The sequence below is a fragment of the Mucilaginibacter jinjuensis genome, from assembly GCF_028596025.1.
Taxonomy (GTDB): Bacteria; Bacteroidota; Bacteroidia; order Sphingobacteriales; family Sphingobacteriaceae; genus Mucilaginibacter; species Mucilaginibacter jinjuensis.
In genome coordinates this window covers 1,361,237-1,387,309 of the sequence record NZ_CP117167.1, presented here as the reverse complement: position 1 = coordinate 1,387,309, position 26,073 = coordinate 1,361,237, and the positions used below count along the sequence as shown (strand labels likewise).

Below are 26,073 nucleotides of genomic sequence, written 5' to 3'. Positions count from 1 at the left end.
ATACTGAGCTACGTCGAAGTATGGTGCTGAGGGCCGACGCTTATGCTTCGAGTGCCTCAGCATGACAACGCTCACATTTTCTCTACCCCATACGTCATGCTGAACTTGTTTCAGCACCCCACAGGACAGGTGTACAACCTGCATAGTTCGCTTAGCAAGTGAGGTGCCGAAACAAGTTCGGCATGACGTTTTTATATAATATCACTGATACTTCCAATTCCTCGATTTCCCCTCACTAATCCATTCAACAGCCTGATTCATCCGTTTTAAACGGGTTGCTTCTGTTTTGGCGTCTGCAAACCACTCAAGATATTCCTTTCGTTTCGAATAGCTGAAGGCATCGAAAATATCTTTAGCTGTTGCATTGGTATCCAGCAAATCTTCAAAATCTTCGGGGACAGATAATGCTGTTTTAACTGCCGCTGCTTTAGGCGCTTTAGATGGTTTAATACCAGCTTTATTGTTTTCAACAGCATGGCGCATATACCACAATAATATTTCATCGGCAGGCAGATCGGTAAGGGTGCTTAGTTGGGTTAGCGGGCCACTATCGTCGCCGTGCCCTCTCAACAAACCTTCGGGATCTGGCAATAAGCCGCTATGCCAGAAACCAAAGCGGCAATGTTTTTTAAAAGCAGCCATATAACATACCGGGCTTTTGAGATCGAAATGCACATGGCCCCATTTCATGGTTTCTTTAATTTCGGGTTCGGCCTCATGAATTAGCTTGCGGATGTGCTGTAGTATCGGTTTTGCAAAATCTGCCGCCTTATCAATATAAGCATCAACCCGTGGATCTGTAGTTCCCATAATTTGTTGTTTTAACCGGTTAGTTTATAATCAAACTCAAGTTAGCAAAAACCTTATAAATTCAAAAACCCGCGATACGCGGGCTTTTACATTCTGCGATGATGTAGAAGAGGGCTCTTCTAATGGGTTTCTGATAAGGTTTAGGCTATTAAACAAATATGATATAAAGAGACACAAAATGAACAAAATGCGCAATCCGTATAATCACTCAATCTACTGGGTGAAAACACCCTATTTTAATCTAAATAGCTATAAAAAAGCCGGGGCTTGCGCCCCGGCTCCTGCCCTTTTCAGGGCGCTATCAATCACAAATTTCCTCTCAGTTCTTGCTCGCGTTCAATCGCTTCGAACAAAGCCTTAAAGTTACCGGCGCCAAATGAGCGGGCGCCTTTTCGCTGTATAATTTCAAAAAATACGGTTGGCCTGTCTTCTACCGGTTTGGTAAAAATCTGAAGCAGGTATCCTTCGTCGTCCCGGTCTACGAGGATACCCAATTTTTTCAGCGGCTCCAGATCTTCGTCAATATGGCCTACCCTATCCAGCAGGTCATCATAATAAGTAGTAGGTACGGTTAAAAATTCAACCCCACGGTTCTTTAACGCGGTTACCGTTTCCACAATATTGTGTGTAGCAAGCGCCATGTGCTGCACACCTTCGCCCTCGTAAAACTCCAGGTATTCTTCAATCTGAGATTTTCGTTTACCTTCAGCAGGCTCATTGATTGGAAATTTTACATAACCATTTCCATTGCTCATTACCTTGCTCATCAGGGCCGAGTACTCGGTCGAAATCATCTTATCGTCAAACGTCAGGATGTTACGGAAACCCATAGTGTCTTCATAAAAATTAACCCAGTCGTTCATTTTATGCCAGCCTACATTGCCAACGCAATGATCTACATACAATAAACCGGTAGGCTCCGGGTTGTAGTCCGATTTCCATTCCTTATAACCCGGTAAAAATGCCCCATGATAATTTTTACGTTCGATGAACAGGTGCACTGTTTCGCCATACAAAGCAATACCGCTGGTACGTACTTCGCCATGCTCGTCGGTTAATGTTTGAGGCTGTTGGCAAGCTACCGCACCACGCTTGGTGGTTTGCTCAAAGGCATCGTAAGCATCATCAACCCAAAGGGCTAAAGTTTTTACACCATCGCCATGCTTCTTGATATGTTCCGAGATCGGGTGATCCGAATGCAGCGGTGTGGTGAGCATAATTCTGATCTTATCCTGCTGCAAAACGTACGAAACCCGGTCACGCACCCCAGTCTCCGGCCCCGCATACGCCAGGCTCTGAAACCCGAAGGCCGTTTTATAAAAATGAGCCGCCTGTTTGGCATTACCCACATAAAATTCGATGTAATCCGTACCGTTCAACGGCAGGAAATCTTGTGTTTTTGCTGGTTGTTCTATTGTTAGTGTTTCCATAACCTCTCCCTAACCCCTCTCCGGGGGAGAGGGGCTTTTGATTTGATGTGTGTATATTGTTTAATATCTTTTACTCCTGATCAAAAATTCTGATCATTCTTTAATTCTGTAAATTCTGGTTCAGACCTTTACTCCGCCCAACTCTTATAATAATTCGGGTCCTCAATCTTAATCGCATCCTCCGTAAGCATCAGCGGGTGGAACGGATCAATCATCACCGCCAATTCCTCTGTACTCTCCTTCCCTATCGATTTCTCTACCGAACCCGGGTGCGGGCCATGCGGAATACCTCCAGGATGCAGGGTAATTTGGCCTTTTACTACATTTTTTCGGCTCATAAAATCGCCATCTACATAGTAAAGCAACTCGTCGCTATCCACATTACTGTGGTTGTAGGGTGCAGGTATTGATTGTGGGTGATAATCGAACTTACGCGGCACAAATGAGCAGATCACGAAATTGTTGCCCTCGAAAGTCTGGTGTACCGGTGGCGGTTGATGCAACCGGCCGGTTATTGGTTCAAAATCATGAATAGAGAACGCCCAGGGATAATGCAAGCCATCCCAACCAATGAAATCGAAAGGATGGGTGCCGTAGATGTATGGATAGATAAGCCCCTGCTTTTTGATGAGCACTTTAAAGTCGCCTTTCTCATCGTGTGTTTCCAGGTTTTGCGGGCGTTTAATATCACGCTCGCAATAAGGCGAATGCTCCATCAACTGACCGAAAGCGTTACGATAGCGTTTCGGTGTGCGGATGGGGCTAAAGCTTTCTACAATAAACAGGCGGTTATCGGTATCGTTAAAATGCAGCTGGTAAATAGTTCCGCGCGGAATAACCAGATAATCTCCGTACCCGAACTTGATATTGCCGAAACCGGTTTTTAATGTACCAGATCCTTTGTGGACAAACACCACTTCATCGGCCTGGCTATTTTTGTAGAAATAGTCCGTCATGCTTTGGCGTGGTGCCGCGAGGGATATATGCAAATCGCTGTTCACCAGTACAGGTTTACGGCTTTTCAAGTAATCGTCTTCGGGCTCAATATTGAAGCCGATTAAACTGGTATGTTTCAGATGTTTTTCACGCGCAATTTTAGGTTCAACACTGTAAGGCTCGCCCAACTCTTTAACAATAGTGGGTGGATAGCAGTGATATACCAGCGAATACATGCTCGAGAAACCTTCGGTCGAAACCAGTTCTTCGGCATACAGCGAACCATCCGGCTTACGGAAAATGGTATGACGCTTATGAGGGATCTCTCCCAGCGTATGGTAAAAAGGCATAATGATTACTAATTGGTTAATAGTAAAACGTTACAGCAAGTAAATGGTTGTATGTAAACAGATTGCAGCCTGATACCACGATGGTATGGCCTGCAAAAAACGGTTAAAGGGTAACCGAGTATTGAGCGAACACTATTTTCGACAGCATAGCGTAACGGATGGCAGCAACAATTCGCATCGAGATCAGCCTTTGTACGCGGTATGTCTGTTTAAACAGGTTCATGGGTGTTTTTGGTAGGGCTAAGTTAGCGCATAAAAATTAATATGCAAGCATAATATTAACGCAGCAAAATTTGTTTTAGTTTTGATTAACCACCAATATTATCAACCTTATGAAGTTAGTATCGTACAAAACCGAAGACCGGGAGCATTTGGGTATTTTTGTTAACGGACATATTTACAACCTCCACTCCTGCGATAAGCTGATCCCCGATAATATGAATGCCTTTTTAGCGGAAGGCGACGAACTGATGGAACATGCCCAGCGTGTACATCAGGCCATTAGCAGCGGCAAGCTTGAGGCTCGCGAAGAACTTTTCTTTGAGTTGATAGCTCCCGTTCCGCACCCAACTTCGTGCCGCGATGCTTACGCTTTCAGGCAACACGTAGAAACCTCGCGTCGTAACCGTAAGGTGCCAATGATACCTGAATTTGACCAATACCCTGTATTTTACTTTACCAACCATAATGCCATACAAGGCCCGGGCGAAATTGCCTGCATGCCCGATCATTTCGATAAGCTTGATTTTGAACTGGAAGTAGCCATCGTAATCAACAAAAAAGGCTGCAACATTAAAGCCTTTGAGGCCGACACGTATATAGCGGGTTACATGATTATGAACGATATGAGCGCCCGCACCCTGCAGATGGAAGAAATGCTGCTCAACCTCGGCCCCGCTAAAGGCAAGGATTTCTCTACCGTAATTGGCCCCTGGTTGGTTACCCCCGATGAATTGGAACCTTATAAAACAGCTACTAAACGCGGCCACACCGGCACCACTTACAACCTGCAAATGAATTGCCGTGTAAATGGCAAACAAGTATCCGCAGGCAACCTCGCAGATATGGACTGGACCTTTGCCGAGATCATAGAACGCTGCTCGTACGGCTGCGATTTATTGCCCGGCGATGTAATAGGTTCTGGCACAGTAGGCACAGGCTGTTTTTTAGAATTAAACGGCACGGGTTTATTAAACGATCCTAACTATCCCGTACAATGGCTGCAACCTGGTGATTTAATTGAGATGGATGTTACTGGTTTGGGAATGCTGGGCAATGTGATTACGAAGGTGGATAGTGATTGGAGTATTTTGGGGTTGAAGAAGTAACCGCCAAACGTCATCCCGTCCCGACTACTGTTGGGATCGGGGTCCCACAGGACAGGTAGACTTTTGATAAGTTGCCGACCTACATATCCGCTTAGCATGTGGGGTGCTGAAACAAGTTCAGCATGACGGGTTTATACTTTTAAAATTTGTCATTGCGAGCGATAGCGTGGCAATCTCGTCGCATACATATTCGATCTGTATAGCTACGAGATTATTAATGATGTGTTTGTTCTCATCGGTATTAATGAGCTCCCTTCGGTCGGTTGTCTTCGTACCTCGCAATGACAAGTTTTTTAGTTTCTATATTAAGGAAGCATAGTTCAATAAAACAACCAGCCTCTATCATTAGTATATCTATCATGATCGTTAACTACACCCAACAAGGCTGGGAAATTATTACCCAAAGAGCACACGGCTTGCTGGCAGCCCAGTTGGCTATGCACTGGCAAATAAAAACCAGACCGCAGCGCTGGACCGAAACCTTAATTGCTATAGCCGGCCATGATGATGCCCAAACCGAGCTGGAAGAAAACGACCTCCTCACCCCGCAAGGCGGACCGGTTAACTTCGCCATGAAATTATTTGAGCCGGAGCGTTGCCAGCGGCTATTGGATTTTTCTTTATCAAGGAGTAGGTATACCGCGCTTCTCGCTTCTATGCACATGTGCTTTTTGTATAAAAAAGAGATTGATACTAACCCACTGGTGAAACACTTTTTGAAAAATCATCATCAGCAACAAACCAAATGGTGCAAGGAACTAAAAATTACCAAAGCAGAAGCCGACCGTATTTATGGTTTGATGGAATGGTGCGATGCATTCTCACTTTTACTTTGCCAGCATGAAGTTCAGCCGGAGCATAGGGTTATAGAAATAAGTCGTGGATTTGACGATAAACAGTATACGTTGAACCGATCCGCCGATGGTTCACTCCATGTTTCGCCCTGGCCTTTTGAGGATAGGAGCTTTGAAGTGCATGTAGAAACGAGAGTTATTACGCAATTGCAGTTTAAGAGCGTTGAGGAGTTTAAGAAAGCGTTTTTGGAGGCGAAGGTTGTGGAGAAGAAGTGGGTTTTGTCTTGAACCAGAATTTACTGAATTAGAGAATTAACAGAATGTTAGGCTCTTTGCCGTCATCCCGAACTTGTTTCGGGATCCCACAGGACAGGTATACGTTTGCGAGGTAGTCGACATGCATATCCGCTTAGCATGTGGGGTGCTGAAACAAGTTCAGCATGACGGGTTTATAAAACCTACCAAGGCCTGTCATGTTGAGGCACTCGAAACATGGCGGGTAGGCCCTCTACCATACTTCGACGGAGCTCAGTATGACGCCCGTTTTAGCTACTTCTATTCCCCCTTTAGGGAGTTAGGGGCTTTATATCCCCAGTACCTGCTTCAACTTCACATAGCCCGATTTACTAACCGGGATTTTAGCGCCCGATTTAAGGATGGCTATATGCGAATCTTTCTCGTAAGGATCTATGCGGGTAATCTGGTCTATAGCTACAATATATGAGCGGTGTACGCGCACAAACTGGCGAACATCGAGCACCTTCTCGAAGAAACTCATGGTTTTGTTTTTCAGGAATGAGCCTTCGGCAGTGTGCACACTTACGTAGTCATCATCGGCTTCGAGATAGAGTACATCGTGTACCGGGATAATTTTAACTTTGGTACCGGTCTTCACCACAATACGATCGTGCTGCACAGGCGACTGGGTTGCAACTTCTTCCAACAAACTCTCTGTTTGTTTTTGCTGTTGAACCGGTGTACCGCTTTGTGCCAAATATTTCTCAACTGCTTTATGGAAACGTTCTTTACTGAAAGGTTTCAATAAATAATCTATCGCGTGGGCCTCAAAGGCTTTAATGGCAAACTCATCAAAAGCGGTGGTAAAAATTACAGCGGGTGGCTGCTCTAACAATTCGAGCATTTCAAAACCATTGATCTTGGGCATTTGCACATCCAGAAAAATCAGGTCGGGCTGAGATTGCATAATGGCTTTCATGCCTTCAAAGCCGTCGCCACATTCCTGCAGCACCTCTATCTGGTCTTTATAATCCTGCAAATATTCCAGAACCACCATGCGTGCCAGTGGTTCATCATCAATGAGTAATGCTCGTTTCATTTAGGGCTGAGGTATTTTTATAATAGTTGTAAATATATTATCATTTACATAGGTTTCAACCAAATCATTGCGGGTATATATTAAATATAAACGGCGCTGCATTCCGCTAAGGCCAAAGCCTGTGCCCTGGCGTGGTTTAGCAGTCTGTGGGTCATAAGGATTTTGTACGATGATTACCAGGTAACCCTCATCAACTTCACCCCTTAAACTTACTATTACTTCGCCGGTGGTATCGTATAAACCAAACTTAATGGCGTTTTCTACCACGGGTTGTAAGAGCAAAGGCGGCATTAAAGCACTACGGCATTGGTCATCACAACTAATCTCGGTTTGTAAACGGTGCCCAAAACGTACTTTCTCAATATCGAGATATAATTGCAGGTGCGCCAGTTCTTCGTTCAAAGTAACCTGCTGTTGATCGTCTTTTTTCAATGTCCCTCTTAAAAAATCCGATAACTGGTGGATCATTTTTCTCGCCTCTTCGGGTTTAAAACCTATCAGTGCATTGATAGAGTTTAAACTATTGAATAAAAAGTGTGGTTGTAATTGTTGGCGCAGGGTATAAAGCTCGGCCTCTTTTGCAAGTTTTTCGGCTTCGGCTTTGCGTTTTTCGTTTTCTTTATTGTCTTGCTGGGCGTACCATACCAAACTGATCATGGCCATCCAGCCTATGGCCATAAAATTGGTAAAGTAGCGTATAACAAGCGATTTGATGACGAATACAAAATACTCGCCATCTTTTATCATGGCTGGTAAGGCAAAGCGTGAAATGGCTAAACAAATACCGGCCAGTAATGCACACCAGATGAGTAAGTTTAAATAACTGCTTTTTGAGGGCTGATAGAAACGCAGCGTATTATCAATTAACCAGCAGGCACCAGCCAGGGCAACTGTACTAACACAGCTATCGGTAATAGCAATATACCAATCAAAGCCGTAGCTATGTATCAAATACAGCTGCAATGCAGTCCATATAGCGCCACAGGCTACAAAGCCCCAGCGAAGGTTTACAAAGGTTGATACAGGTGCGCTCAAAACGGTTTGGTTTAATATTCAGTTTCTACCAGGGAAATTATCCCTGGTATAGATGGTTGGCAATTTTTGCCTTGCGTATGTTAGGGTTTCGGCATTAAATCAGGCGCGGTTATTAAGCCGCGCCTGATGGGATTGTTTTAGTGTGATTGTGATTAGTAGCTTTTAATCTCAACCCCAGCGAATATTGATGTGCCTTTCAGGATCAATATTTTATCGGGGCTAAGCGGGATACCACCCGGGCGGCGTTTATCATCAATACCGGCAAATACTGCAGCCATGTCTGATGTTACCTGCCAGTGCGGTGGCACAATAATTTTGATACCGCCAAACAACTGGGTTACGTCTATATAAACCCGTCCATTAATATCGGCCTGGGTAAAGTTCAGTTCAGTTCCGCCGAAGATGTTTACTACCTCGCCACCTTTAAAATCTTTAGATAGGATTGATTTGTGCACGCTGCCAAATACCGATGTGGTATCTAAATGATCGTCACCAGCGGCAAACTTTGAACCATAATTAAAATTAGATTGTGGTTGTGGTTCTCCTTCAATCGGGTTACCGTTTTCATCTAAGTTTACTTTAGCATCCCACTCAGGTGCAGCGTATTTATAATTATAGTTGTAATCATAAGTGTTGGCTGCATCGCCCTGATGGCCCCATTTACGTGCGAAACTTTTTTTGAATTTATCTTTACCGAGGATAACCCAAAGGCCGAGCGTAATCAATATCAGCGGCCAGATAAAATGTGAAAGATCGAAACCGGGGAAGATATCATCGGCCAAAAACAGTGTACCGATTACAATCATGATAATTGAACCTGTATTTCTGAAGTTGTGTTTAGCACCGCTGTATACACCTACGATGATAAGGATTACCGGCCATCTGAATAACCACCATGGTGCAACTAAAAAGTTTAACTGTTGAAAAAGCAATATTGCTCCAAAAATCAACAGTACAAGTCCGGCGATGGCTTTTCCGTTGCCGGGCTTTTTAGGATATATTGTGTCGTTGTTCATTGTTCTGAATTAAAATCTGATTCAAAACTATAATAACAAAGCAGATATGCCAATTAATAACTGGCTGTTAGTAAAAAAAACTCGGTAAACGGGTATTATGGAGCGGTGAAAGTTGGTGAGTTAGTTATTGGTTATTGAGTTATTAGGTTAATGGGAATTAGTTATCGGTTATTGGGTCATTAATATATAAGCAGAAAAAGTTATTAAGTGCCTTGCCCAGGCACCTAATAACTCAATAACCAATAACTTAATAACTAAACTACAAGAACATCCCACCCGATGCCTCAATCCTTTGTGCAGTGATCCAGCGGGCGTCATCTGAACACAAGAAAGCTACCACGCCGCCAATATCATCCGGCTGACCGATACGGCCCAGTGCGGTTTGTGACGACAGGAATTCTACCACACCAGGATGCTCGCGGGCGGCAGCGGTAAAATCGGTTTCGATAATGCCGGGAGCCACCAGGTTAACGGCAATACCACGACTGCCTAACTCTTTAGCCAGATATTTGGTTAATACTTCGATAGCGCCTTTCATTGATGCGTAAGCCGAATATCCCGGCGTAGCAAAACGGGTTAAGCCGGTTGATGTGTTAATGATGCGGCCTCCATCGGCAATTACCGGCAGCAGAATTTGGGTTAAAAAGAAAACGCCTTTAAAGTGAATATTGAACAGGTTGTCGAAATCCTCTTCAGTAGCTTCGGCAAATGGTGCACGGGCATCAATGCCGGCATTATTGATCAGGAAGTTGAACTTATCGGTATTCCAAACCTTTTGCAGGGTTGCTATTAGTTCGGTTTTAAAAGCTGCGAAAGTTTTAACATCGCCGGTGTTAAGTTGTATAGCGGCGGCTTTGCGGCCTAAAGCCTCAATTTCGGCCACTACTTTGTCGGCCTCGTCTTTGCGGCTGTTGTAGGTGATAATTACATCGTTACCCTTTTTAGCCAGGGTAATGGCTTCGTTTTTACCTAGTCCACGGCTGCTGCCGGTTACCAGGGCTATTTTGTTTGTTGCTTCCATTTGATCTCTTTGATTGTTTAATTGAACAATACAAAGTTCCAAATAGTTGGTGCAGAAATTATGGTGACTGTTTCAGATTAAATGGTGACTGTTTCAGTTTTTTGATGCGCCTGGCGATACTTATTTGGTGTCATCCCCTCAAAATGCTTGAAGAACTTGGTGAAGTTGGAAGGGTCGTAGGTGAGATTGCGGGCAATTTCGGCAATGGGCATGTTGGTATTCACCAGCTGATCTCGTACAATATCCAGTATTCGATGTTCGATAAAATAACAGGGCGCTTTACCAGTAGTGAGTTTTATAGTATTACTTAAATGCGTGGGATGGATATGCAGCAATTCTGCAAAATCCCTGATCTCGTACATATCAACTGCAGCACCGCTCAAAATATCGTCGAGATGCTTATCAATCGCCTTCAGGTAATCGGCAGTAATTTCGTGTTGGCGGGCGAAGATCTTTTTCGGGATTTTGGCTGCAAGGGTTTCCATATAACGAAGTTAGTGAATTGTTGATGGAGTTGATTATGTGAAATAGTTAGCATCTGTTATATTCGGGTCATGAATACCTCTACAACCTTATTATATACCGAAAAAGAATATAATGTTAGTAGAGGTTCCAAAATATTGGCTTATGTATTCTCTGTTGGTTTGGGCGTTGGAGCTATTGCATGCTTTTATCTTGCATCTCAAAAGCATACAGACAGCTGGTATATCTGGTTGGGGGTTGGATTGTTAATTCTTGCTGTATCGCTATATATAGATTGCGCCAGGTCAAAAATTATCATATCTAACGAAAAAATCATCGTTACAGGCTTTTTTAAAACTAAAGAACTTCTGATAAAAGATATAGCAGGCTATAAAACAGATAAAAATCAGATCTTCATAAAACCAGCAGCAAAAGGTTTGCCTACACTCGCTGTTTCAGGGGTTACTCATTATAAAGACTACGAATTATTGCTTATGTGGATACATACCCACTTTAAGGATCTGGATAAGCAGGAATATAATAATCAAGTTGCTAAGATTCTTAACAGCCCTGATTTAGGAACTTCTACAAAGGATAGAAAAGCAAAATTAACACAAGCCCGAAAAACATGCAAATTGCTTAATATAGCTGGAGCGGTGTTACTTATAGCTCTGCTAATTTGCCCCATTTATCCAATTCTATACAAGCTTACTATACCAATTGCTATTGGGTTTCCCTTGCTCTGTATTATAATCTTATATGTTAACATCGATATTATTACGCTAAAGGATGATGATAAAACCAACGCCTATCCTACTTTAGACACCGCCTTCTATACATCCGGTGGAGGCCTTTTGATAAGATCATTATTTGATTTTAAGCTTATGAGCTATGTGGATTGTTTGTTGCCGGTGACTGGGTTTGTAGTTATTTTAAGCTTGATATTTTTCTTAATCTGCAAATCAAAAAACACATTCCGCTTTGGCGCTATTGCTATATTTTTTGTTTTAATATATAGCTATGGTAGTTGCATTGAAATCAACTGTAATTTTGATAATAATTCCCTTCAAATACTGTATGCAAAGGTTATGGATAAACGAACGTTTTCAGGCAAAAGTACGGAGTATGATTTGTACCTATCGCAATGGGGCTCCCAAACCGGCATTCAAGAAACAAGGGTATCTCACGCTTTATATGACAGAGTTGCCAAAGGCCAGCGGATAAACGTATATGTTAAACCCGGCCTTTTACGCATACCGTGGTTCTTTGTATCAGACTATTAAACTTTTATCCCCATTCTCCGCATACTTTTTAATTACAGCATTTCGATCGATCAGTAATTTTTTGAGATAAGCAGTCAGAATTAGTTTATCAGCAATAAACCCTAATACCCCAAACGGAGATTGAAAACAGAATACATCCGTCATCAATGTACCGCAACTCTGGGCTTCGAAAGTATGCGTGTGTTTGATTGATTTGAACGGCCCTTTCAGCATCTCATCTATAAAAGATTCGTTAGGTATAAGACTGGTGATTTCAGAAGTCATCTTAAACCAGATACCAAAGTGGCGGGCTCGCCAGGTTACATATTCGCCAAGTTTAATGAGGCCGATGGTAGTGCCTTCAATGGCTTCTTCGTTGGTATGGGCAGTGGAAATTTTATGCAGATCGATACTCAGGGAAAGATCAAAACAAACCTTTGCGGGTGCTGAAATAAAGGTTTGTAGGATGATCTCGGGCATGGTGGGTTCTATAAAAAAGAGCGTCATTGCGAGCGATAGCGTGGCAATCCCCAACATACAGAGCGGCTCTGTATAGTTCGCGATTGCTTCGTTCCTCGCAATGACGTGTATTTTTGATGGAGCCCGTCTTGTTTCTTGGCTCTTATTTCTTGATTCTATAGATGGACTCTCTTACAAAGCCGGTTCCTGCTGGCTCAAGCAATGGAAACTACCTAATCCCCAGATAATATCTGTAGAATCGATACCTACCACCTTACGGTCAGGAAAACAATTTTGCAGAATCTCTAATGCCAGCGCATCTTTATCGCAACGGTAAGTTGGTACCACTACGGCGCTATTGGCAATATAGAAGTTGGCGTAAGATGCCGGTAAACGCTGATCGTCATAGATCACCGCATCGGGCATCGGCAGCTCAACTATGTTTAATGGTCTGCCATCCAGCAAACGCATGGTTTTTAAAGTTTCCAGGTTTTCCTGCAGGATGTGATAGTTCTCATCTTCCGGCTTATCTTCTACTACGGTAACTACGGTATCCTCGTTAATAAAGCGGGTAATATCATCTATGTGGCCGTCGGTATCATCACCTATAATACCATCGCCCAGCCAAAGCACCTGTTTAACACCGTAGTAATTTTGCAGATATTCTTCAATCTGTTCTTTGGTTAAATGCGGGTTGCGGTTCTCATTCAGCAAACAGGCGGTAGTAGTTAACACCGTACCGGCACCGTTAAAATCAACCGAACCACCTTCCATCACAATACCGGGGTGGTAAACAGGCAAGCCAAACTGGTAAGCAATACGTGTTGGGATCACATCATCCAGATCAAACGGTGGATATTTGCCGCCCCAAGCGTTGTAGCCCCAGTCAACAATCACTTTCTCCTTCGTCTCTGCATTAATCAAAAACGCCGGACCGTGGTCGCGGCACCAGGCATCATTGGTAGGGAATTCGTAGAATTCAATCTTACTCAAATCAGCACCAACTGCTTGTAGTTGTTCTTTGGCAAAAGCCATCATCAGCTCATCTTTTACGTTGATGCGTACCAGCTCACCTTCGGCAACTACTTTGATAAACTCGCAGTATTTGCTGTAGATAAGCCCGATTTTACCTGGCCATGATTCTTCCTTGTGAGGCCAGCTTAACCAGGTAGCGGTGTGTGGCGCCCATTCGGCAGGAAATGCAAATCCGGCTTGGCCGGGAAGGTTTGGAGTTGATTGATCCATGATGTTTATAGTTCAAACGTCATTGCGAGGTACGAAGCAATCCCCGATCAACAGAGCGGCTCTGTATAATTTGGGATTGCTTCGTACCTCGCAATGACGTGTAAAGATATTAAGACTAAATTTAATCCTCGTCGATTAAACGTTTTGTTATCGGCTGATAAGAGTCAATTCTTCTGTCGCGTAAAAACGGCCAATGCGTTCTGTAATGATCTGTTTTATTCAAATCCAGTTCAACGATGGTAACCTCTTCTTCGCTGTGCGAAGCCTGATACATTACTTTGCCGAATGGATTCGACACAAATGAACCGCCCCAGAATTCAACACCTGCTTCTTCGCCAACGCGGTTTACACTTACTACGTGTACAGCATTGGCAATAGAGTGTGAGCGCTGAATGGTTTGCCAAGCATTGTATTGCTCGGTGTTAGTATCAGCATCTTGTGTGGTTGCCCAGCCAATAGCAGTTGGGTAAAACAAGATCTCAGCACCCATTAAGGCGGTGATACGTGCTGCTTCGGGGTACCATTGATCCCAGCAGATCAGCACGCCGATGGTGGCAAATTTGGTTTTGAAAACTTTATAGCCCAGGTCGCCCGGGGTGAAGTAGAATTTTTCGTAAAAGCCCGGATCATCAGGGATGTGCATCTTGCGATACTTGCCCAAATACTGGCCGTCGGCATCTAAAACAGCAGTAGTGTTATGGTAAAGGCCTTGCGCACGTTTCTCAAATAACGAGGCAATAATTACCACACCCAGTTCGGCAGCAAGCTTAGACAACTCGTCTGTCGACGGGCCAGGGATTGGCTCGGCCAGTTTAAAATTGTCGTAATCTTCTACGTCACAAAAATAAAGGGAGGTAAAAAGCTCCTGCAAACAAACGATCTGCGCACCCTTTTGGGCGGCTTCACGCACCTTTTCAATAGCCTTCTGCAAGTTCTGCTGCTTATCGGCAGTACAACTCATTTGCACCAGGCCCACTTGTACTTTACTCATCTGCTTAAATTTTGCGCAAAAATACGGATTAGTTGATTAAGTTGAATGGGTGAATGGTGAGTTGTTGTCTCCCATTTGTAAACGTTTGTTTATTAAGTGAGTGGTTGATTAGGTTCGGTTGGTTAAGTTTTTTACAAACTATTTAACTTAATCAACTGCTCACCCAATTAACTAATCAACCATCTTTAACTAAATTTAACATAATCAACAAATTAACCTATTCTAACCAATTAACCAAAAACACTATCTTTGCGCCCAAATGAGTGAAACGGAAGATTTTGTTGCCCCTAAAACACCCAAAACTACCAAGCAGAAGTTATGGGATGCCGCTAAACTAATTCTGAAAATAGTTGTAACCGCAGCTTTGCTGTGGTACGTGTTCAGCAAGGTGCCCCTTTGGGAGGTTAAAGACAGGCTGGTACATGCCAATTACTGGTGGATGGCCGCTGCTTTATGTACATTCATTATTTCCACATTTGTTTCCTCATGGCGCTTGTTAAGCTTTATTAAATCTATCGGCCTAAAGCTCGACTGGCGTTTTAACCTGCGCTTGTACCTATTAGGCATGTTCTACAACTTCCTGCTCCCGGGTGGTATCGGTGGCGATGGTTACAAGATTTGGCTATTGAACAAACGTTATAAGCTACCTGCTAAAAAAGTATTCTGGGCGCTATTGTTTGATAGATTAAGTGGCCTATGGGCAATCGGGTTGATTGTTTGTGCGCTCATCATTTTCATCCCACAAATTGATTTACACTTTGCCATACCAGGCAGCATATTTATTGTAGGCAGTATTATTTATTACGGCGTTGTCCATTTCTTTTTTAAAGATTACGGCCGTTACTTTTTCACTGCACACTTAAAAGCTGTGCTTGTACAGTCTTTACAGGTATTAACCATCCTATTGGTTATGATGGGTCAGAATTTCAACGGTAAATTTGCTCCCTACCTTTTATCGTTCCTGTTATCTGCATTGGCGGCAGTACTGCCAACTTTAGGAGGAGCAGGTGCCCGCGAAGCTATATTTACCCGCCTTGCCGGCGTATTTAACATGCAGGTTGGCTTGGCTGTTTATCTGAGCATTTCTTTTTATCTGATCTCTTTAATTGTGGCATTATTTGGCATTTACTATGTATTACGCCCAAGCCGTTTAGAAGAAGGTTTACCACCGATGGATCATGAAACGGCTCCGATAGAAGAAGAAAACCCTTTTAGCCCTTTATAGATTTTATCGGAGGACAACTCGAACATATTCCCGAATTCTACCCCTTATCAATGTTAGAAGTGGTAGCACTGTCATTGCATTCTCCTAATTTAGGGGCACACTATTGTCTGCGCAATTTGCTACAGCGCTAATAAGGGATATAATCAATATTGCCATTAATAATTTCGAAATCGAACATCCGAATTCCGAAATATTAAATCACTATTTGCCTATTTTTGCGTTTAATTGTAAACCCAATTATACGCAATGAGCGATTTTAATGATTTTAACAATCCGCAGGTAGCTAAACTGCCGCGGCACTTAAAGCAGTTTATTGTAGATCAGCATTATGAGCATTATACCCCGGTTGACCATGCTGTATGGCGTTATGTAATGCGCCAGAATTATGCCTACTTAAAAGACGTTGCCTACTACCCATATATTCCCGGATTACAAAAAGCAGGGTTAACCATCGAGAAAATTCCCGACCTGCAGGAGATGAACAACGCCCTTGCCCAAATTGGCTGGGGAGCGGTTACAGTTGATGGTTTTATCCCTCCCGCTGCCTTTATGGAGTACCAGGCTTACCGGGTTTTAGTTATCGCAGCCGATATCCGTCAGCTAAAACATATTGAGTATACGCCTGCGCCGGATATTATCCACGAATCTGCCGGCCACGCACCTATTATTGCTGATAAGGATTATCATGAATATCTGAGCTATTTTGGATCAATAGGTGCAAAAGCTATGTTCTCGGCGCAGGATTTTGAATTGTATGAAGCCATCCGTGCCTTATCAATCTTAAAAGAAATGCCGGATGCAAATCCTGATGAGATAGCTAAAGCAGAAGAACTCGTTACTTATCGCCAGGAAAACATCGGCGAGCCTTCTGAAATGGCTTTATTAAGCCGCCTGCATTGGTGGACGGTTGAATATGGTTTGATTGGCCCGCTTAACAATCCAAAGATCTATGGTGCAGGCTTGCTTTCATCAATCGGCGAAAGCGCAAGTTGCATGCAGGCTGATGTGGCCAAGTTGCCTTATACCATCGATGCCATTAACTATACTTACGATATTACCAAAACGCAGCCGCAGCTGTTTGTAACACCAACTTTCCAAAACCTGATTGATGTGCTGGAAGAGTTTGCCAACACCATGTCGTTCCGCCGGGGCGGGGTTTATGGTTTGCAAAAGGCTGTCGACAGTAAAAATACCTGCACAGCGGTTTACAGTTCGGGCTTGCAGGTGAGCGGTATATTTACCGGTTTTGCACAGCAAAACAATGTGCCTACGTTTATTAAAACTACCGGGCCAAGCAGTTTATCGGTTGATAATAAAGAGCTGAAAGGTCACGGAAAAGATTATCATAAAGATGGCTTTAGCTCACCTGTAGGTAAATTAAAAGGATCTGAGAAAGCACTGGAAGACTATAGGCTTGCCGATTTAGACAAAGCCGGAATTGAGGTCGGAGAAAATACCAACCTCACATTCGAAAGTGGCATTACCGTACAAGGCCGGGTTAAAGGCATGGTAATCAACAGTCATAAAATCCAGGTGATTTGCTTTACCAATTGCACGGTTAAAGATGCAGAAGGCAATATCTTGTTCGACCCAAGCTGGGGTGTTTATGATATGGCAGTAGGTGACCGGATAACTTCTGTTTTCTGCGGTGCAGCCGATAAGGAAGCTTTTGAGGAAATCGTCTATAAATCGAACACCAATACGGTGCATGCAGAGCATGATGCTAATACCTTAGAGCTGCACAAACTATATCAGCAGATAAGGAATTGCAGACAATCGCACACAGGTTACAGCAATCTGTCCGGTATCTGGCAAACCTTACAGCATAATCATGCTGATGACTGGCTTTGTGCTTTAGAACTTTTAGAAATCCTGGATCATGAAGAGATAGAAACCCACCTTGCCGACGAGATCCGAACTTTCTTAGAGGCAAAAGCTATAAATGAGCCCGAACTTAAAAAACTCATTAACGATGGTCTATATTTAATCAAACATCCGGTTGAGCAAAAACTGGTTGTATAAAATTTTGTTTGTAAATTAGGAGTATGGCTATTTTACGAGTTTCTGTGGATGACGAACATGAGGAAGCACTAAGAAATGTGCTAAATCAATTACCATATATTAAAGCCATTGAGAAGGAATCAGAATCCCAAACAGACAGTACATTAGAACGCATTAAACAAATTCAAGCCCGCTTAGGTAATAAGGAATTATTTAAAGATATTGAAGACCCATCCGAATGGCAACGCCAAATCAGGAGTGAATGGGAGCGAGATTTTGATCGCTGATAATAAACAACATATAAGTAATCAACTATTTAATTCCCCTCTTGGGAGGGGGCGTGTTAGATAGCAGGGGTGGGTTCTTTTATGATTGACACACCCCTAACCCCTATCAAGAGGGGAATTATACTATCGAACTATTCTAAAAAAATACATGAATATCATTATTACCGGAGCCAGCAGTGGCGTAGGCTTTGAGGCCGCTCTCGAACTCATATTAAAAGACCATTATAAAGTGATTGTGCTTGCGCGATCACAAAATAAACTAAGCCGCTTACAGGAAATTGCCAACAGCCTTAATCCCGGCTGTACCATTTACCCGGTGGCCTTTGATCTGGTGCACGATGATTACAACGATCTGAAATCATTTATCAATGCCCGATTTGATGGCCATGTTGATATCCTGATCAACAATGCCGGTGCGCTTATTAACAAACCATTTGACCAGTTGGATGAGATGGATTTTGTTGATATGATGCAAACCAACTTCCTCGCTCACGTGCGTATCACACAAGCATTATTGCCGATGATGAGCGCTGGTTCGCACATTGTAAATATTGGCAGCATGGGCGGCGTACAAGGCAGCGCTAAATTTAAAGGCTTATCTGCTTATTCAGCCAGTAAAGCTGCACTGCATAACTTTACCGAAACACTGGCACAGGAACTTGTGGATAGAAAAATCAGCGTAAACTGCCTGGCTTTAGGCTCGGCACAAACAGAAATGCTGGAGCAGGCTTTCCCGGGCTATGAGTCGCCGGTTATGGCGTTTGAAATGGGTAAGTATATTGCCGATTTTGCGATTACAGGAAGCAAGTTTTTCAATGGAAAGATATTGCCGGTAGCGGTTACAACACCTTAGGAAGAGAGTCAAGAATCGAGAGTCAGGAATCAAGATAAGCTCCACCCAGCCCGTCATTGCGAGGAACGAAGCAATCGCGAACTATACAGAGCGGCTCTGTAGATCGGGGATTGCTTCGTTCCTCGCAATGACGGGCTGGGTTAAAACAAGAAAGGCTTTCCATTTTGGAAAGCCTTTCTTAATTATATAAATCTGAAATCACAAAGCGTCTTGATTCCTGGTTCTCGATTCTTGACTCTCTTTCAAATTAATTGTTTCTCAAAAACTCCAGCGTTAAAGCCCATGATTCTTTCGAGGCCGATGGGTTAAAACTTGGGCGGTCTTCACAATCAAAAGCGTGATGGGCATCAGAGAAAACAACGTTAGCGTACTGCTTACCGGCGTATGTTAAAGCTTCGGTAATTTTATCAACGGTTTCTTTAGGGATGTGCGTATCCAGCCCTCCCCAGAAAAACAAGTGCTTGCCGCTCAACTGATCGGCCAGGTGAAGCAAACCATCCGTGCCACCGCCATAATAAGAAACCGCGGCAGCCAAAGGCACTGTAGCATTTGCTAAAAACGAAACACGGCCACCCAAACAATAACCTACGCTAAAAATTCTTGATTTATCACCCTCTTGCTTGTTTAGCCAATTGTATGCAGCGGTGATATCGGCTTGCAAACCTTCGTTTGTTAAGGCGCTGTAATGCGGCATTACACCGGCAAAATTGCTGTAATCACCCTCAAAACCCACAGGTGCGGTACGGTGAAATAATTCGGGACAGATGGCAATATAGCCTTCGCTGGCAAAGCGTTCGGTTACACGGCGCATGTGTCCGTTTACGCCAAAAGCTTCCTGAAAAACCAGGATGGCAGGTGTGCTTTCATTTACGTTTTTCGGTAAAACGGTGTAGGCTTGCATGGCTGTGCCATCAGCCACATTTAAAGTTACATAACTGTTATTCATAGTATTTTAGATAGATGTATTAACTAAGATCGAGATTAAAACGCTTATACAGCTCTGCTAATTGTGGGTTTTTAGCGTTCATGTGCTGAAACTTTTCAACATCTGTGTATGGCCGCCGCGCAGTTGTTATTTCTTCAATCCGGGCCTTTACCTCAATGCTGAAATTCTTTAGCTCGGTACGCAAAAAGTTCATCAGGGCAGGTTTCTCATCCCTGAAATCATTGTCCTGCGCTTTATTACTTACTACAACTTCAAACTCATTTAAGCCAACCATGGCAGGCGCAGCAGCGGTAAAAATGGTAAATAAGCCCATCTTTTTTTCATTCCGTAGCTTAACCGAATACTCGTTCCATTTCTGCAAAAAGGCATCCATGGTAAAAGGCATCTGGTCGGTACCTTTAATGTAAGGGTCGTCATCATCAACCACCGCTTCGGCAGTAGCCGTACCTATGGCATTGAGTGATGGAGTCATTGTCGACCGCATGGGCATCTGGATCTTAGGTTTTTCACCGTTGATAGATGGTGTTGCCGGTATAGAAGGCGTACTTGCAGTTGGCGCAGCAGCCGGAGGTGTTATTTTAGGGATACTTGTACTAACCGGAGGCGTTACCTGCGGGGCTGACACAACCTGCTGTTGTTGAGCAACTTGCGGTTGCGCAGCTTGATAACCCGCCTGCGGTTCGTTAGTTATTGGCGGCTGAACTGCTTCAGTTACTGGTTTTTTTTTTAGCTGGCTATCATTAGCCTGCCCGTTTTGTAATGGTGAAGTTGCCAGGTTAAAGGCCGAAGGCAGGTGGCACATTTTGAGTAGCGCCAGCTCAACCTGCAAGCGTTGGTTTTTACTCAACCGGTAGTTAATCTCGCACTGGTTGGCAATATTTAAAGCCGATAACAGGAACGAACCTGTTGCCTGCTGCGATTGCTGCAAGTAACGCTGCCGAACACCATCACTCACCTCCAGCAATTTCAATGTGGCCGGATCTTTACCCACCAGCAAGTTACGGAAGTGGTTGGATAGGCCATTGATGAAATGGCTGCCGTCGAATCCTTTAGACAAGATTTCATCAAAGATCAAAAGCGTCTTCGAGGTTTCTTCATTCATCAGGCCATCCGTCAAACTGAAATAGTAATCATAATCAAGGATGTTAAGGTTATCGATTACCGTTTTGTAAGTTACGTTACCTCCCGAGAAGCTTACGATTTGATCAAACATCGATAAGGCATCGCGCAAACCACCATCAGCCTTTTGGGCTATAATGTGCAGGCCATCATCCTCATAAGAAATACTTTCTTTTTGAGCGATTGATGCCAGATGCGAAGCCATATCTTCTACCCTGATGCGGTTAAAATCAAAGATCTGGCATCGCGATAAAATGGTAGGCAGGATTTTATGCTTCTCGGTAGTAGCTAAGATAAAAATAGCATAGTTGGGTGGTTCTTCCAGCGTTTTCAGGAAAGCGTTGAACGCTGCCTGCGAAAGCATGTGCACCTCATCTATAATATACACTTTATAGCGGCCGGCTTGTGGCGGTATACGCACCTGATCTATCAGGTTACGGATATCATCAACCGAGTTGTTTGATGCCGCATCCAGCTCATGTACGTTAAAAGAATTTCCGTTTTGAAATGCGCGGCACGAATCGCATGTACCACAAGCCTCGCCATTAGGCTGCAGGTTGGTACAATTGATGGTTTTTGCCAAGATACGCGCACATGTGGTTTTACCTACCCCACGTGGCCCGCAGAATAAAAATGCCTGCGCCAGCTGATTACTTTTAATCGCGTTTTTCAGGGTGTTTGTCACATGTTGCTGACCAACAACGGTTTCGAAAGTAGCCGGGCGGTATTTACGGGCCGAAACTATAAAATTATCCACAGCCCCTAAGTTAGCAAGAAAACAGGAAAGGGTAAAGAGCAAAAACGAAGTTTTGGATGGTAACTACAATAAAAACACAGGCAATACCAGCTGATGTAAACGTTCTAAATTTATCTTTAAAACCTGCTCTTAGCTATTATTTATAACTTTAGTACCATATATACCACCATGGAAAACGATTTTATTTTACAGGGCAAAGTATTATGGAGCTATGCTGATGAATATGCTCAAATTGACGATGGTATAAAATTCACAGCATCGCTTGTGTCTCTTGGCAGCCCGCTACATAACCATAGCGGCTATATTGCGGTAACAGAAAATCAACTGATTATAGAAGGTTTGGAAAGCGATCTTGACTTAACCATTCCGCTAAATGCTATCGAAGAAATATACTTGGGCTTTGATGATATTTTCACCGCTACATCTGTAAAAAACCTCGGTGCATTTTGGCAACCGTTAAGAATAAAATTCCATACCGGCCATTCGCTACAGCAAATCTACCTCATTATTGATCATAATGGTTTATTTACACACAACAAACGCTGGTATGATACACTTGTGAATATTTTACAAGCTTAAAAAACCACTAACTTTTTAATTAATGATAAATTTTATACAATTTTTTAATAACTATAATAAAAATAACACCAATAATCTATAAAATATCTATATAAAAAAAAATTTTAATCATATATTTCATTATTTTAGTAAAAAATGCAAGCACAATCTGCATATAATAATGAAATATAAGTTTTTAAAGCTTCTTTTTCTTTTCTCTATCATCCTCAGCACTCAAATCAAGAGCGATGATGACAGGTTATGCAATTTTGTATTTACAAAACATTCACATAGTACATATTTAGGCACAGCTAAAGGCAATCGCAGTCCCTACATCTATTTTTTAGGTTTAAATGGCACCTTTCAAATTTATCGCGCGCAAACACAACGCGGCGGTAACTTTATCAAGTCGCTGTTGCTTGGTACATTTTGGTTCTGTACCGGTTTTAAATCATTAAGCGTATCATTTTTACGCACGGGCGCAGGGCATATCAGCTCGCGTAAGCTCATTCTTTTTCCTTTCCACGATTTTTGGTAGTCGACCACCGCTTTGATTTACCGGAACATGTAGTTTAATTCATCTTGCCCATAAGGTTGGATATAGCTTTGCCTTATTATGTTTAAACACTAACATTGGCATCAACCTGCACCGGTATTTCAGCAACCTAGTCCCTCTAAACAATCAACCACTCTGCTTATGCAGTCCATCAAGCATGGATCTGCATAGGGACCACCATTTTCAAAAAAAATTGAATGAAAAAGATTTTACCTTTTATCATACTGGCACTTATTGTGGTGCTGGCACTCGTTTTCCCCTCTATTGATACCGTTACCGTTGCCGACAGCAAAATAGATTCGGGCGATACCGCCTGGTTGTTAACAGCCACTGCGCTTGTTTTATTGATGACTCCCGGCCTTGCTTTTTTTTACGGCGGTATGGTGAGCAAAAAGAACGTATTATCAACCATGATGCAAAGCTTTGTGTGTATGGGCGTTATTACTGTTATCTGGGTAATATTCGGTTTTAGTTTAGCCTTCGGCGATTCATTTCATGGCATTATAGGCAACCCTGCTACCTTTTTTATGATGAAGGGCATGCTGGGCAACGCCACCTGGAAACTGGCACCAACCATCCCATTGGTATTGTTCGCTATGTTTCAGCTCAAGTTTGCCGTAATTACACCGGCACTAATTACCGGTGCATTTGCCGAGCGCATCCGCTTTACCTCGTACCTTATTTTCATTTGCCTGTTTATTGTTATTATTTACGCTCCATTAGCACACTCGGCCTGGCACCCGGATGGCCTGATGTTTAAGGCCGGGGTGCTTGATTTTGCAGGCGGAACGGTAGTACACATGTCGGCAGGCTGGGCAGCACTGGCATCGGCATTATATTTAAAACAACGTAATGATAAAGCACACAACCCGGCGCGTATCAGCTACATCTTATTAGGAACTGGTTTACTATGGTTTGGCTGGTTTGGGTTTAACGCAGGTTCGGCACTGGGCTCGGGGCCGTTGGCTGCAACAGCCCTGGCTACCACCACAACAGCATCGGCAGCGGCAGCCATGGCCTGGATATTTTTTGAAATGATGCGCGGGCACAAGCCAACCGTAATGGGAGCATGTATTGGCGCAGTAGTGGGTTTAGTGGCTATAACCCCGGCAGCAGGTTTTGTAAGTATCCCGCACTCACTGGTTATTGGTATTGTAGCATCTATCATCAGCAGTTTAATGGTAATGTGGCGCAGCAAAACTTCTATCGATGATACGCTGGATGTTTTCCCTTGCCACGGTGTTGGCGGCATGGTGGGTATGCTGTTAACCGGCGTATTTGCGCACCAAAATGTAAACAGCGGTAACACAACAGGCAACGGCTTATTTTTTGGCGAAACGCATTTGTTTTTCACTCATACAGTGGCCTTGATCGCGGTTTCGGCCTTTGCCTTTTTCGGTTCGTTATTATTACTTAAGGTAACCGACCTGATAAGCCCGTTGCGTGTTAGTGCAGAAGAAGAAATTACCGGACTGGATATTACCCAGCACGGCGAAGAGCTTTAAACAAGTCTGATTGTTTAGAGCGTGTTTAATTGTTTGAGTTCAGTTAGAAGGGTCCCGAGTAGTGACGGGGCCCTTCATTTATATATTTATCAAACCGTTCCCCAGGCGGTTACTACCACACTGCGATTGCCGCCATGGTTACGGTGTTCGCATAAATAAATTCCCTGCCAGGTGCCCAAAGCCAGTCGGCCATTACGTACGGGGATCATTACCGAACTACCCAGCATAGCAGCTTTTAAATGCGCAGGCATATCGTCTGATCCTTCATAATCGTGCAGATAATCGGGATCATTCTCGGGTACAGCCTTATTAAAATACATTTCAAAATCAGCACGAACGGTTGGGTCGGCATTCTCATTAATGGTAAGCGAAGCCGAAGTATGCTGAATAAACACCTGGCACATCCCCGTTTTTAATTCGCGCAGTTGTGGCAAGGCTTGCAAAACCTCATCGGTAATTAAATGAAAGCCCCTTGGCCGGGCACGGAGTTGTATGGCTTGCTGATACATGTTCATGGTGCTAAAATATTTAATATTGGGGGATAGTTTGGATACTTATAAACATACTTCTCAAACATGGCAGATTATACTCAAGTTTTATCAGCCAATTATCAACCTATCACCCTCATAACATTCAGAATATCTATTTTGATTATCTTAGCTTAAATTAATCTGCCGCTCACATGTCTAACATTAATCTCATCATCGAAGAACGCCCGCGCGATATTGGTAATTTTATGGTTGGCCGCCTGCTGCCTTTTAAGGATAAGCGCATGGTTGGCCCCTTTATATTTATCGATCACATGGGCCCCGCCGCTTTAAAAGCTGAAGAGAATTTAGACATCGCACCGCATCCGCATATCGGCCTTTCAACCCTTACTTATTTGTTCGAGGGCAATATTATGCATAAGGACAGCCTGGGTACCGAAATGGAAATTAAACCCGGACAAGTGAACTGGATGACTGCCGGTAAAGGCATCACCCACTCGGAACGTGCACCCGAATACCTGCGCCACACCAACAAGATGCTGCACGGTTTACAGATCTGGGTGGCATTACCCAAAGAGCTGGAGCAAATGGAACCTTCATTTTACCATGCTGATGTGGAAGACCTGCCGCAATGGGAACAGGATGGTGTAAGCTACAGGCTGATTGCAGGGAGCTTCATGGATCATAAATCGCCGGTACCGGTATTTAGTCCGCTGTATTTTTTGGAGTTGAAGAATACAACTAAGCAAACCGTAAAAATTGGTAAAGACCTGTATGGAGAAGCCGGATTATACATTCTGGAAGGCAGCATCGAAAATGAAGGCACTACATTCGGCCCCAAAGAATTATTGGTAGCTAAAGACAGCCAGTTGTGCGAATTTACCATGAACGAAAACACCAGCATCTACTTCTTCGGCGGTGATGCCCTGCCCGAACCACGCTTTATTTACTGGAATTTCGTAGCTTCAGATCAAGCCCTCATTGATCAGGCCAAGCAAAACTGGAAGGATCAAAGGTTTCCGCAAGTACCGGGTGAAACTGAATTTATTCCGTTACCGGAGGAGCATATTAATTTGAAGCCAAGGGCGTAGATTCTCGCGCTAACAAAAAGGCCGTCATGCTGAGGTACTCGAAGTATGGTGTGGTGGCCTCTACATTTTAACCGAATTGAATATACTGCATTACCTTTAATTAGCATGGTACAGATGGCCCTCGCTTATGCTTCGAGTACCTCAGCATGACAACGCTCTCTGTTTAATTACTACCCCCTATTCTCTTTTTACCATTTGTTAAGTAGATCAGC

General features: G+C 43.4%; 25 protein-coding genes. 11 read left to right on the top strand and 14 right to left on the bottom strand.

Features of this window, described 5'->3' with window-relative positions; all coding sequences use genetic code 11:
• Positions 1–201: 201 nt before the first annotated feature.
• From PQO05_RS06420 to PQO05_RS06410, 3 genes are all read right to left on the bottom strand, one after another.
• On the bottom strand, positions 202–810 hold the full coding sequence (locus tag PQO05_RS06420; RefSeq protein WP_273631879.1) for a YdeI/OmpD-associated family protein: 609 nt from the start codon (positions 808–810) through the stop codon (positions 202–204).
• Positions 811–1,115: 305 nt separating this feature from the next.
• Entirely contained in the window at positions 1,116–2,240 is a 1,125-nt protein-coding gene (hppD, locus tag PQO05_RS06415) for a 4-hydroxyphenylpyruvate dioxygenase (protein ID WP_273631878.1), read from the bottom strand.
• Positions 2,241–2,368: 128 nt separating this feature from the next.
• Complete coding sequence (locus PQO05_RS06410) at positions 2,369–3,526, bottom strand: homogentisate 1,2-dioxygenase (protein ID WP_273631877.1); 1,158 nt, start codon at positions 3,524–3,526, stop codon at positions 2,369–2,371.
• A 332-nt stretch (positions 3,527–3,858) separates the two neighbouring features.
• Between PQO05_RS06410 and PQO05_RS06405 the strand changes: the two genes are divergently transcribed.
• Entirely contained in the window at positions 3,859–4,854 is a 996-nt protein-coding gene (locus tag PQO05_RS06405; protein ID WP_273631876.1) for a fumarylacetoacetate hydrolase family protein, read from the top strand.
• Positions 4,855–5,213: 359 nt separating this feature from the next.
• Positions 5,214–5,936 carry a DUF3891 family protein gene (locus PQO05_RS06400; RefSeq protein ID WP_273631875.1) on the top strand — a complete coding sequence of 241 codons (723 nt, stop codon included), beginning with the start codon at positions 5,214–5,216 and terminating at the stop codon, positions 5,934–5,936.
• 295 nt (positions 5,937–6,231) lie between these two features.
• Here PQO05_RS06400 and PQO05_RS06395 read toward each other — a convergent pair whose 3' ends face one another.
• From PQO05_RS06395 to PQO05_RS06375, 5 genes are all read right to left on the bottom strand, one after another.
• On the bottom strand, positions 6,232–6,984 hold the full coding sequence (locus PQO05_RS06395) for a LytR/AlgR family response regulator transcription factor (RefSeq protein WP_273631874.1): 753 nt from the start codon (positions 6,982–6,984) through the stop codon (positions 6,232–6,234).
• Positions 6,985–8,019: a sensor histidine kinase gene (locus PQO05_RS06390; RefSeq protein ID WP_273631873.1), complete on the bottom strand. Its 1,035-nt coding sequence runs from the start codon at positions 8,017–8,019 to the stop codon at positions 6,985–6,987.
• Positions 8,020–8,171: 152 nt separating this feature from the next.
• A complete protein-coding gene (locus PQO05_RS06385; RefSeq protein WP_273631872.1) occupies positions 8,172–9,035 on the bottom strand; it encodes a LiaF transmembrane domain-containing protein in 864 nt (287 codons plus the stop codon).
• Between the two features lie 259 nt (positions 9,036–9,294).
• Positions 9,295–10,056: an SDR family oxidoreductase gene (locus PQO05_RS06380; protein ID WP_273631871.1), complete on the bottom strand. Its 762-nt coding sequence runs from the start codon at positions 10,054–10,056 to the stop codon at positions 9,295–9,297.
• 77 nt (positions 10,057–10,133) lie between these two features.
• Complete coding sequence (locus PQO05_RS06375) at positions 10,134–10,541, bottom strand: helix-turn-helix domain-containing protein (RefSeq protein ID WP_273631870.1); 408 nt, start codon at positions 10,539–10,541, stop codon at positions 10,134–10,136.
• A gap of 69 nt (positions 10,542–10,610) precedes the next feature.
• On the opposite strand from PQO05_RS06375, the gene PQO05_RS06370 reads away from it, so the two are divergent.
• Complete coding sequence (locus PQO05_RS06370) at positions 10,611–11,801, top strand: hypothetical protein (RefSeq protein ID WP_273631869.1); 1,191 nt, start codon at positions 10,611–10,613, stop codon at positions 11,799–11,801.
• On the opposite strand, the gene PQO05_RS06365 is transcribed toward PQO05_RS06370, so the two are convergent.
• From PQO05_RS06365 to PQO05_RS06355, 3 genes are all read right to left on the bottom strand, one after another.
• On the bottom strand, positions 11,790–12,260 hold the full coding sequence (locus PQO05_RS06365) for an SRPBCC family protein (RefSeq protein ID WP_273631868.1): 471 nt from the start codon (positions 12,258–12,260) through the stop codon (positions 11,790–11,792). The two genes, PQO05_RS06370 and PQO05_RS06365, sit on opposite strands and share 12 nt — an antisense overlap.
• Before the next feature lie 171 nt (positions 12,261–12,431).
• Complete coding sequence (locus tag PQO05_RS06360) at positions 12,432–13,484, bottom strand: agmatine deiminase family protein (RefSeq protein ID WP_273631867.1); 1,053 nt, start codon at positions 13,482–13,484, stop codon at positions 12,432–12,434.
• Between the two features lie 121 nt (positions 13,485–13,605).
• The gene (locus PQO05_RS06355) at positions 13,606–14,475 is read right to left on the bottom strand and encodes a carbon-nitrogen hydrolase (RefSeq protein WP_273631866.1); all 870 of its coding nucleotides are present in this window, start codon (positions 14,473–14,475) and stop codon (positions 13,606–13,608) included.
• Positions 14,476–14,734: 259 nt separating this feature from the next.
• On the opposite strand from PQO05_RS06355, the gene PQO05_RS06350 reads away from it, so the two are divergent.
• The 4 genes from PQO05_RS06350 to PQO05_RS06335 all read left to right on the top strand — a co-directional run bounded on the left by PQO05_RS06350 (position 14,735) and on the right by PQO05_RS06335 (position 18,841).
• Positions 14,735–15,700, top strand: coding sequence for a lysylphosphatidylglycerol synthase transmembrane domain-containing protein (locus PQO05_RS06350; protein WP_273631865.1), 966 nt, complete (start codon positions 14,735–14,737; stop codon positions 15,698–15,700).
• A 246-nt stretch (positions 15,701–15,946) separates the two neighbouring features.
• Positions 15,947–17,722: an aromatic amino acid hydroxylase gene (locus PQO05_RS06345; protein ID WP_273631864.1), complete on the top strand. Its 1,776-nt coding sequence runs from the start codon at positions 15,947–15,949 to the stop codon at positions 17,720–17,722.
• 23 nt (positions 17,723–17,745) lie between these two features.
• Positions 17,746–17,988, top strand: coding sequence for a hypothetical protein (locus PQO05_RS06340; RefSeq protein ID WP_273631863.1), 243 nt, complete (start codon positions 17,746–17,748; stop codon positions 17,986–17,988).
• 148 nt (positions 17,989–18,136) lie between these two features.
• The gene (locus PQO05_RS06335; RefSeq protein ID WP_273631862.1) at positions 18,137–18,841 is read left to right on the top strand and encodes an SDR family NAD(P)-dependent oxidoreductase; all 705 of its coding nucleotides are present in this window, start codon (positions 18,137–18,139) and stop codon (positions 18,839–18,841) included.
• 247 nt (positions 18,842–19,088) lie between these two features.
• On the opposite strand, the gene PQO05_RS06330 is transcribed toward PQO05_RS06335, so the two are convergent.
• Together PQO05_RS06330 and PQO05_RS06325 are read right to left on the bottom strand one after the other, a co-directional pair.
• Entirely contained in the window at positions 19,089–19,787 is a 699-nt protein-coding gene (locus PQO05_RS06330) for a dienelactone hydrolase family protein (RefSeq protein WP_273631861.1), read from the bottom strand.
• A gap of 19 nt (positions 19,788–19,806) precedes the next feature.
• Positions 19,807–21,663 (bottom strand): DNA polymerase III subunit gamma/tau, encoded by a 1,857-nt coding sequence (locus PQO05_RS06325; protein WP_273631860.1) that lies wholly within the window; start codon positions 21,661–21,663, stop codon positions 19,807–19,809.
• Between the two features lie 168 nt (positions 21,664–21,831).
• On the opposite strand from PQO05_RS06325, the gene PQO05_RS06320 reads away from it, so the two are divergent.
• From PQO05_RS06320 to PQO05_RS06310, 3 genes are all read left to right on the top strand, one after another.
• On the top strand, positions 21,832–22,242 hold the full coding sequence (locus PQO05_RS06320; RefSeq protein ID WP_273631859.1) for a hypothetical protein: 411 nt from the start codon (positions 21,832–21,834) through the stop codon (positions 22,240–22,242).
• Positions 22,243–22,402: 160 nt separating this feature from the next.
• Complete coding sequence (locus PQO05_RS06315; protein WP_273631858.1) at positions 22,403–22,759, top strand: hypothetical protein; 357 nt, start codon at positions 22,403–22,405, stop codon at positions 22,757–22,759.
• Between the two features lie 215 nt (positions 22,760–22,974).
• Positions 22,975–24,282, top strand: a complete 1,308-nt coding sequence (locus PQO05_RS06310; protein ID WP_273631857.1) for an ammonium transporter — start codon at positions 22,975–22,977, stop codon at positions 24,280–24,282.
• An 89-nt stretch (positions 24,283–24,371) separates the two neighbouring features.
• Here the strand turns inward: PQO05_RS06310 and PQO05_RS06305 are convergent, their stop codons facing one another.
• Positions 24,372–24,797, bottom strand: coding sequence for a secondary thiamine-phosphate synthase enzyme YjbQ (locus PQO05_RS06305; RefSeq protein WP_273631856.1), 426 nt, complete (start codon positions 24,795–24,797; stop codon positions 24,372–24,374).
• 167 nt (positions 24,798–24,964) lie between these two features.
• Here PQO05_RS06305 and PQO05_RS06300 point away from each other — a divergent pair, with 167 nt between their 5' ends.
• The gene (locus tag PQO05_RS06300) at positions 24,965–25,861 is read left to right on the top strand and encodes a pirin family protein (protein ID WP_273631855.1); all 897 of its coding nucleotides are present in this window, start codon (positions 24,965–24,967) and stop codon (positions 25,859–25,861) included.
• Positions 25,862–26,073 lie beyond the last annotated feature (212 nt).

What these genes read in the sequence shown, in the direction of transcription:
- PQO05_RS06420 (WP_273631879.1), bottom strand. Translation starts at nt 810, where the DNA reads ATGGGAACTACAGATCCACGGGTTGATGCTTATATTGATAAGGCGGCA.
- hppD (WP_273631878.1), bottom strand. Translation starts at nt 2,240, where the DNA reads ATGGAAACACTAACAATAGAACAACCAGCAAAAACACAAGATTTCCTG.
- PQO05_RS06410 (WP_273631877.1), bottom strand. Translation starts at nt 3,526, where the DNA reads ATGCCTTTTTACCATACGCTGGGAGAGATCCCTCATAAGCGTCATACC.
- PQO05_RS06405 (WP_273631876.1), top strand. Translation starts at nt 3,859, where the DNA reads ATGAAGTTAGTATCGTACAAAACCGAAGACCGGGAGCATTTGGGTATT.
- PQO05_RS06400 (WP_273631875.1), top strand. Translation starts at nt 5,214, where the DNA reads ATGATCGTTAACTACACCCAACAAGGCTGGGAAATTATTACCCAAAGA.
- PQO05_RS06395 (WP_273631874.1), bottom strand. Translation starts at nt 6,984, where the DNA reads ATGAAACGAGCATTACTCATTGATGATGAACCACTGGCACGCATGGTG.
- PQO05_RS06385 (WP_273631872.1), bottom strand. Translation starts at nt 9,035, where the DNA reads ATGAACAACGACACAATATATCCTAAAAAGCCCGGCAACGGAAAAGCC.
- PQO05_RS06380 (WP_273631871.1), bottom strand. Translation starts at nt 10,056, where the DNA reads ATGGAAGCAACAAACAAAATAGCCCTGGTAACCGGCAGCAGCCGTGGA.
- PQO05_RS06375 (WP_273631870.1), bottom strand. Translation starts at nt 10,541, where the DNA reads ATGGAAACCCTTGCAGCCAAAATCCCGAAAAAGATCTTCGCCCGCCAA.
- PQO05_RS06370 (WP_273631869.1), top strand. Translation starts at nt 10,611, where the DNA reads ATGAATACCTCTACAACCTTATTATATACCGAAAAAGAATATAATGTT.
- PQO05_RS06365 (WP_273631868.1), bottom strand. Translation starts at nt 12,260, where the DNA reads ATGCCCGAGATCATCCTACAAACCTTTATTTCAGCACCCGCAAAGGTT.
- PQO05_RS06360 (WP_273631867.1), bottom strand. Translation starts at nt 13,484, where the DNA reads ATGGATCAATCAACTCCAAACCTTCCCGGCCAAGCCGGATTTGCATTT.
- PQO05_RS06355 (WP_273631866.1), bottom strand. Translation starts at nt 14,475, where the DNA reads ATGAGTAAAGTACAAGTGGGCCTGGTGCAAATGAGTTGTACTGCCGAT.
- PQO05_RS06350 (WP_273631865.1), top strand. Translation starts at nt 14,735, where the DNA reads ATGAGTGAAACGGAAGATTTTGTTGCCCCTAAAACACCCAAAACTACC.
- PQO05_RS06345 (WP_273631864.1), top strand. Translation starts at nt 15,947, where the DNA reads ATGAGCGATTTTAATGATTTTAACAATCCGCAGGTAGCTAAACTGCCG.
- PQO05_RS06340 (WP_273631863.1), top strand. Translation starts at nt 17,746, where the DNA reads ATGGCTATTTTACGAGTTTCTGTGGATGACGAACATGAGGAAGCACTA.
- PQO05_RS06335 (WP_273631862.1), top strand. Translation starts at nt 18,137, where the DNA reads ATGAATATCATTATTACCGGAGCCAGCAGTGGCGTAGGCTTTGAGGCC.
- PQO05_RS06330 (WP_273631861.1), bottom strand. Translation starts at nt 19,787, where the DNA reads ATGAATAACAGTTATGTAACTTTAAATGTGGCTGATGGCACAGCCATG.
- PQO05_RS06320 (WP_273631859.1), top strand. Translation starts at nt 21,832, where the DNA reads ATGGAAAACGATTTTATTTTACAGGGCAAAGTATTATGGAGCTATGCT.
- PQO05_RS06315 (WP_273631858.1), top strand. Translation starts at nt 22,403, where the DNA reads ATGAAATATAAGTTTTTAAAGCTTCTTTTTCTTTTCTCTATCATCCTC.
- PQO05_RS06310 (WP_273631857.1), top strand. Translation starts at nt 22,975, where the DNA reads ATGAAAAAGATTTTACCTTTTATCATACTGGCACTTATTGTGGTGCTG.
- PQO05_RS06305 (WP_273631856.1), bottom strand. Translation starts at nt 24,797, where the DNA reads ATGAACATGTATCAGCAAGCCATACAACTCCGTGCCCGGCCAAGGGGC.
- PQO05_RS06300 (WP_273631855.1), top strand. Translation starts at nt 24,965, where the DNA reads ATGTCTAACATTAATCTCATCATCGAAGAACGCCCGCGCGATATTGGT.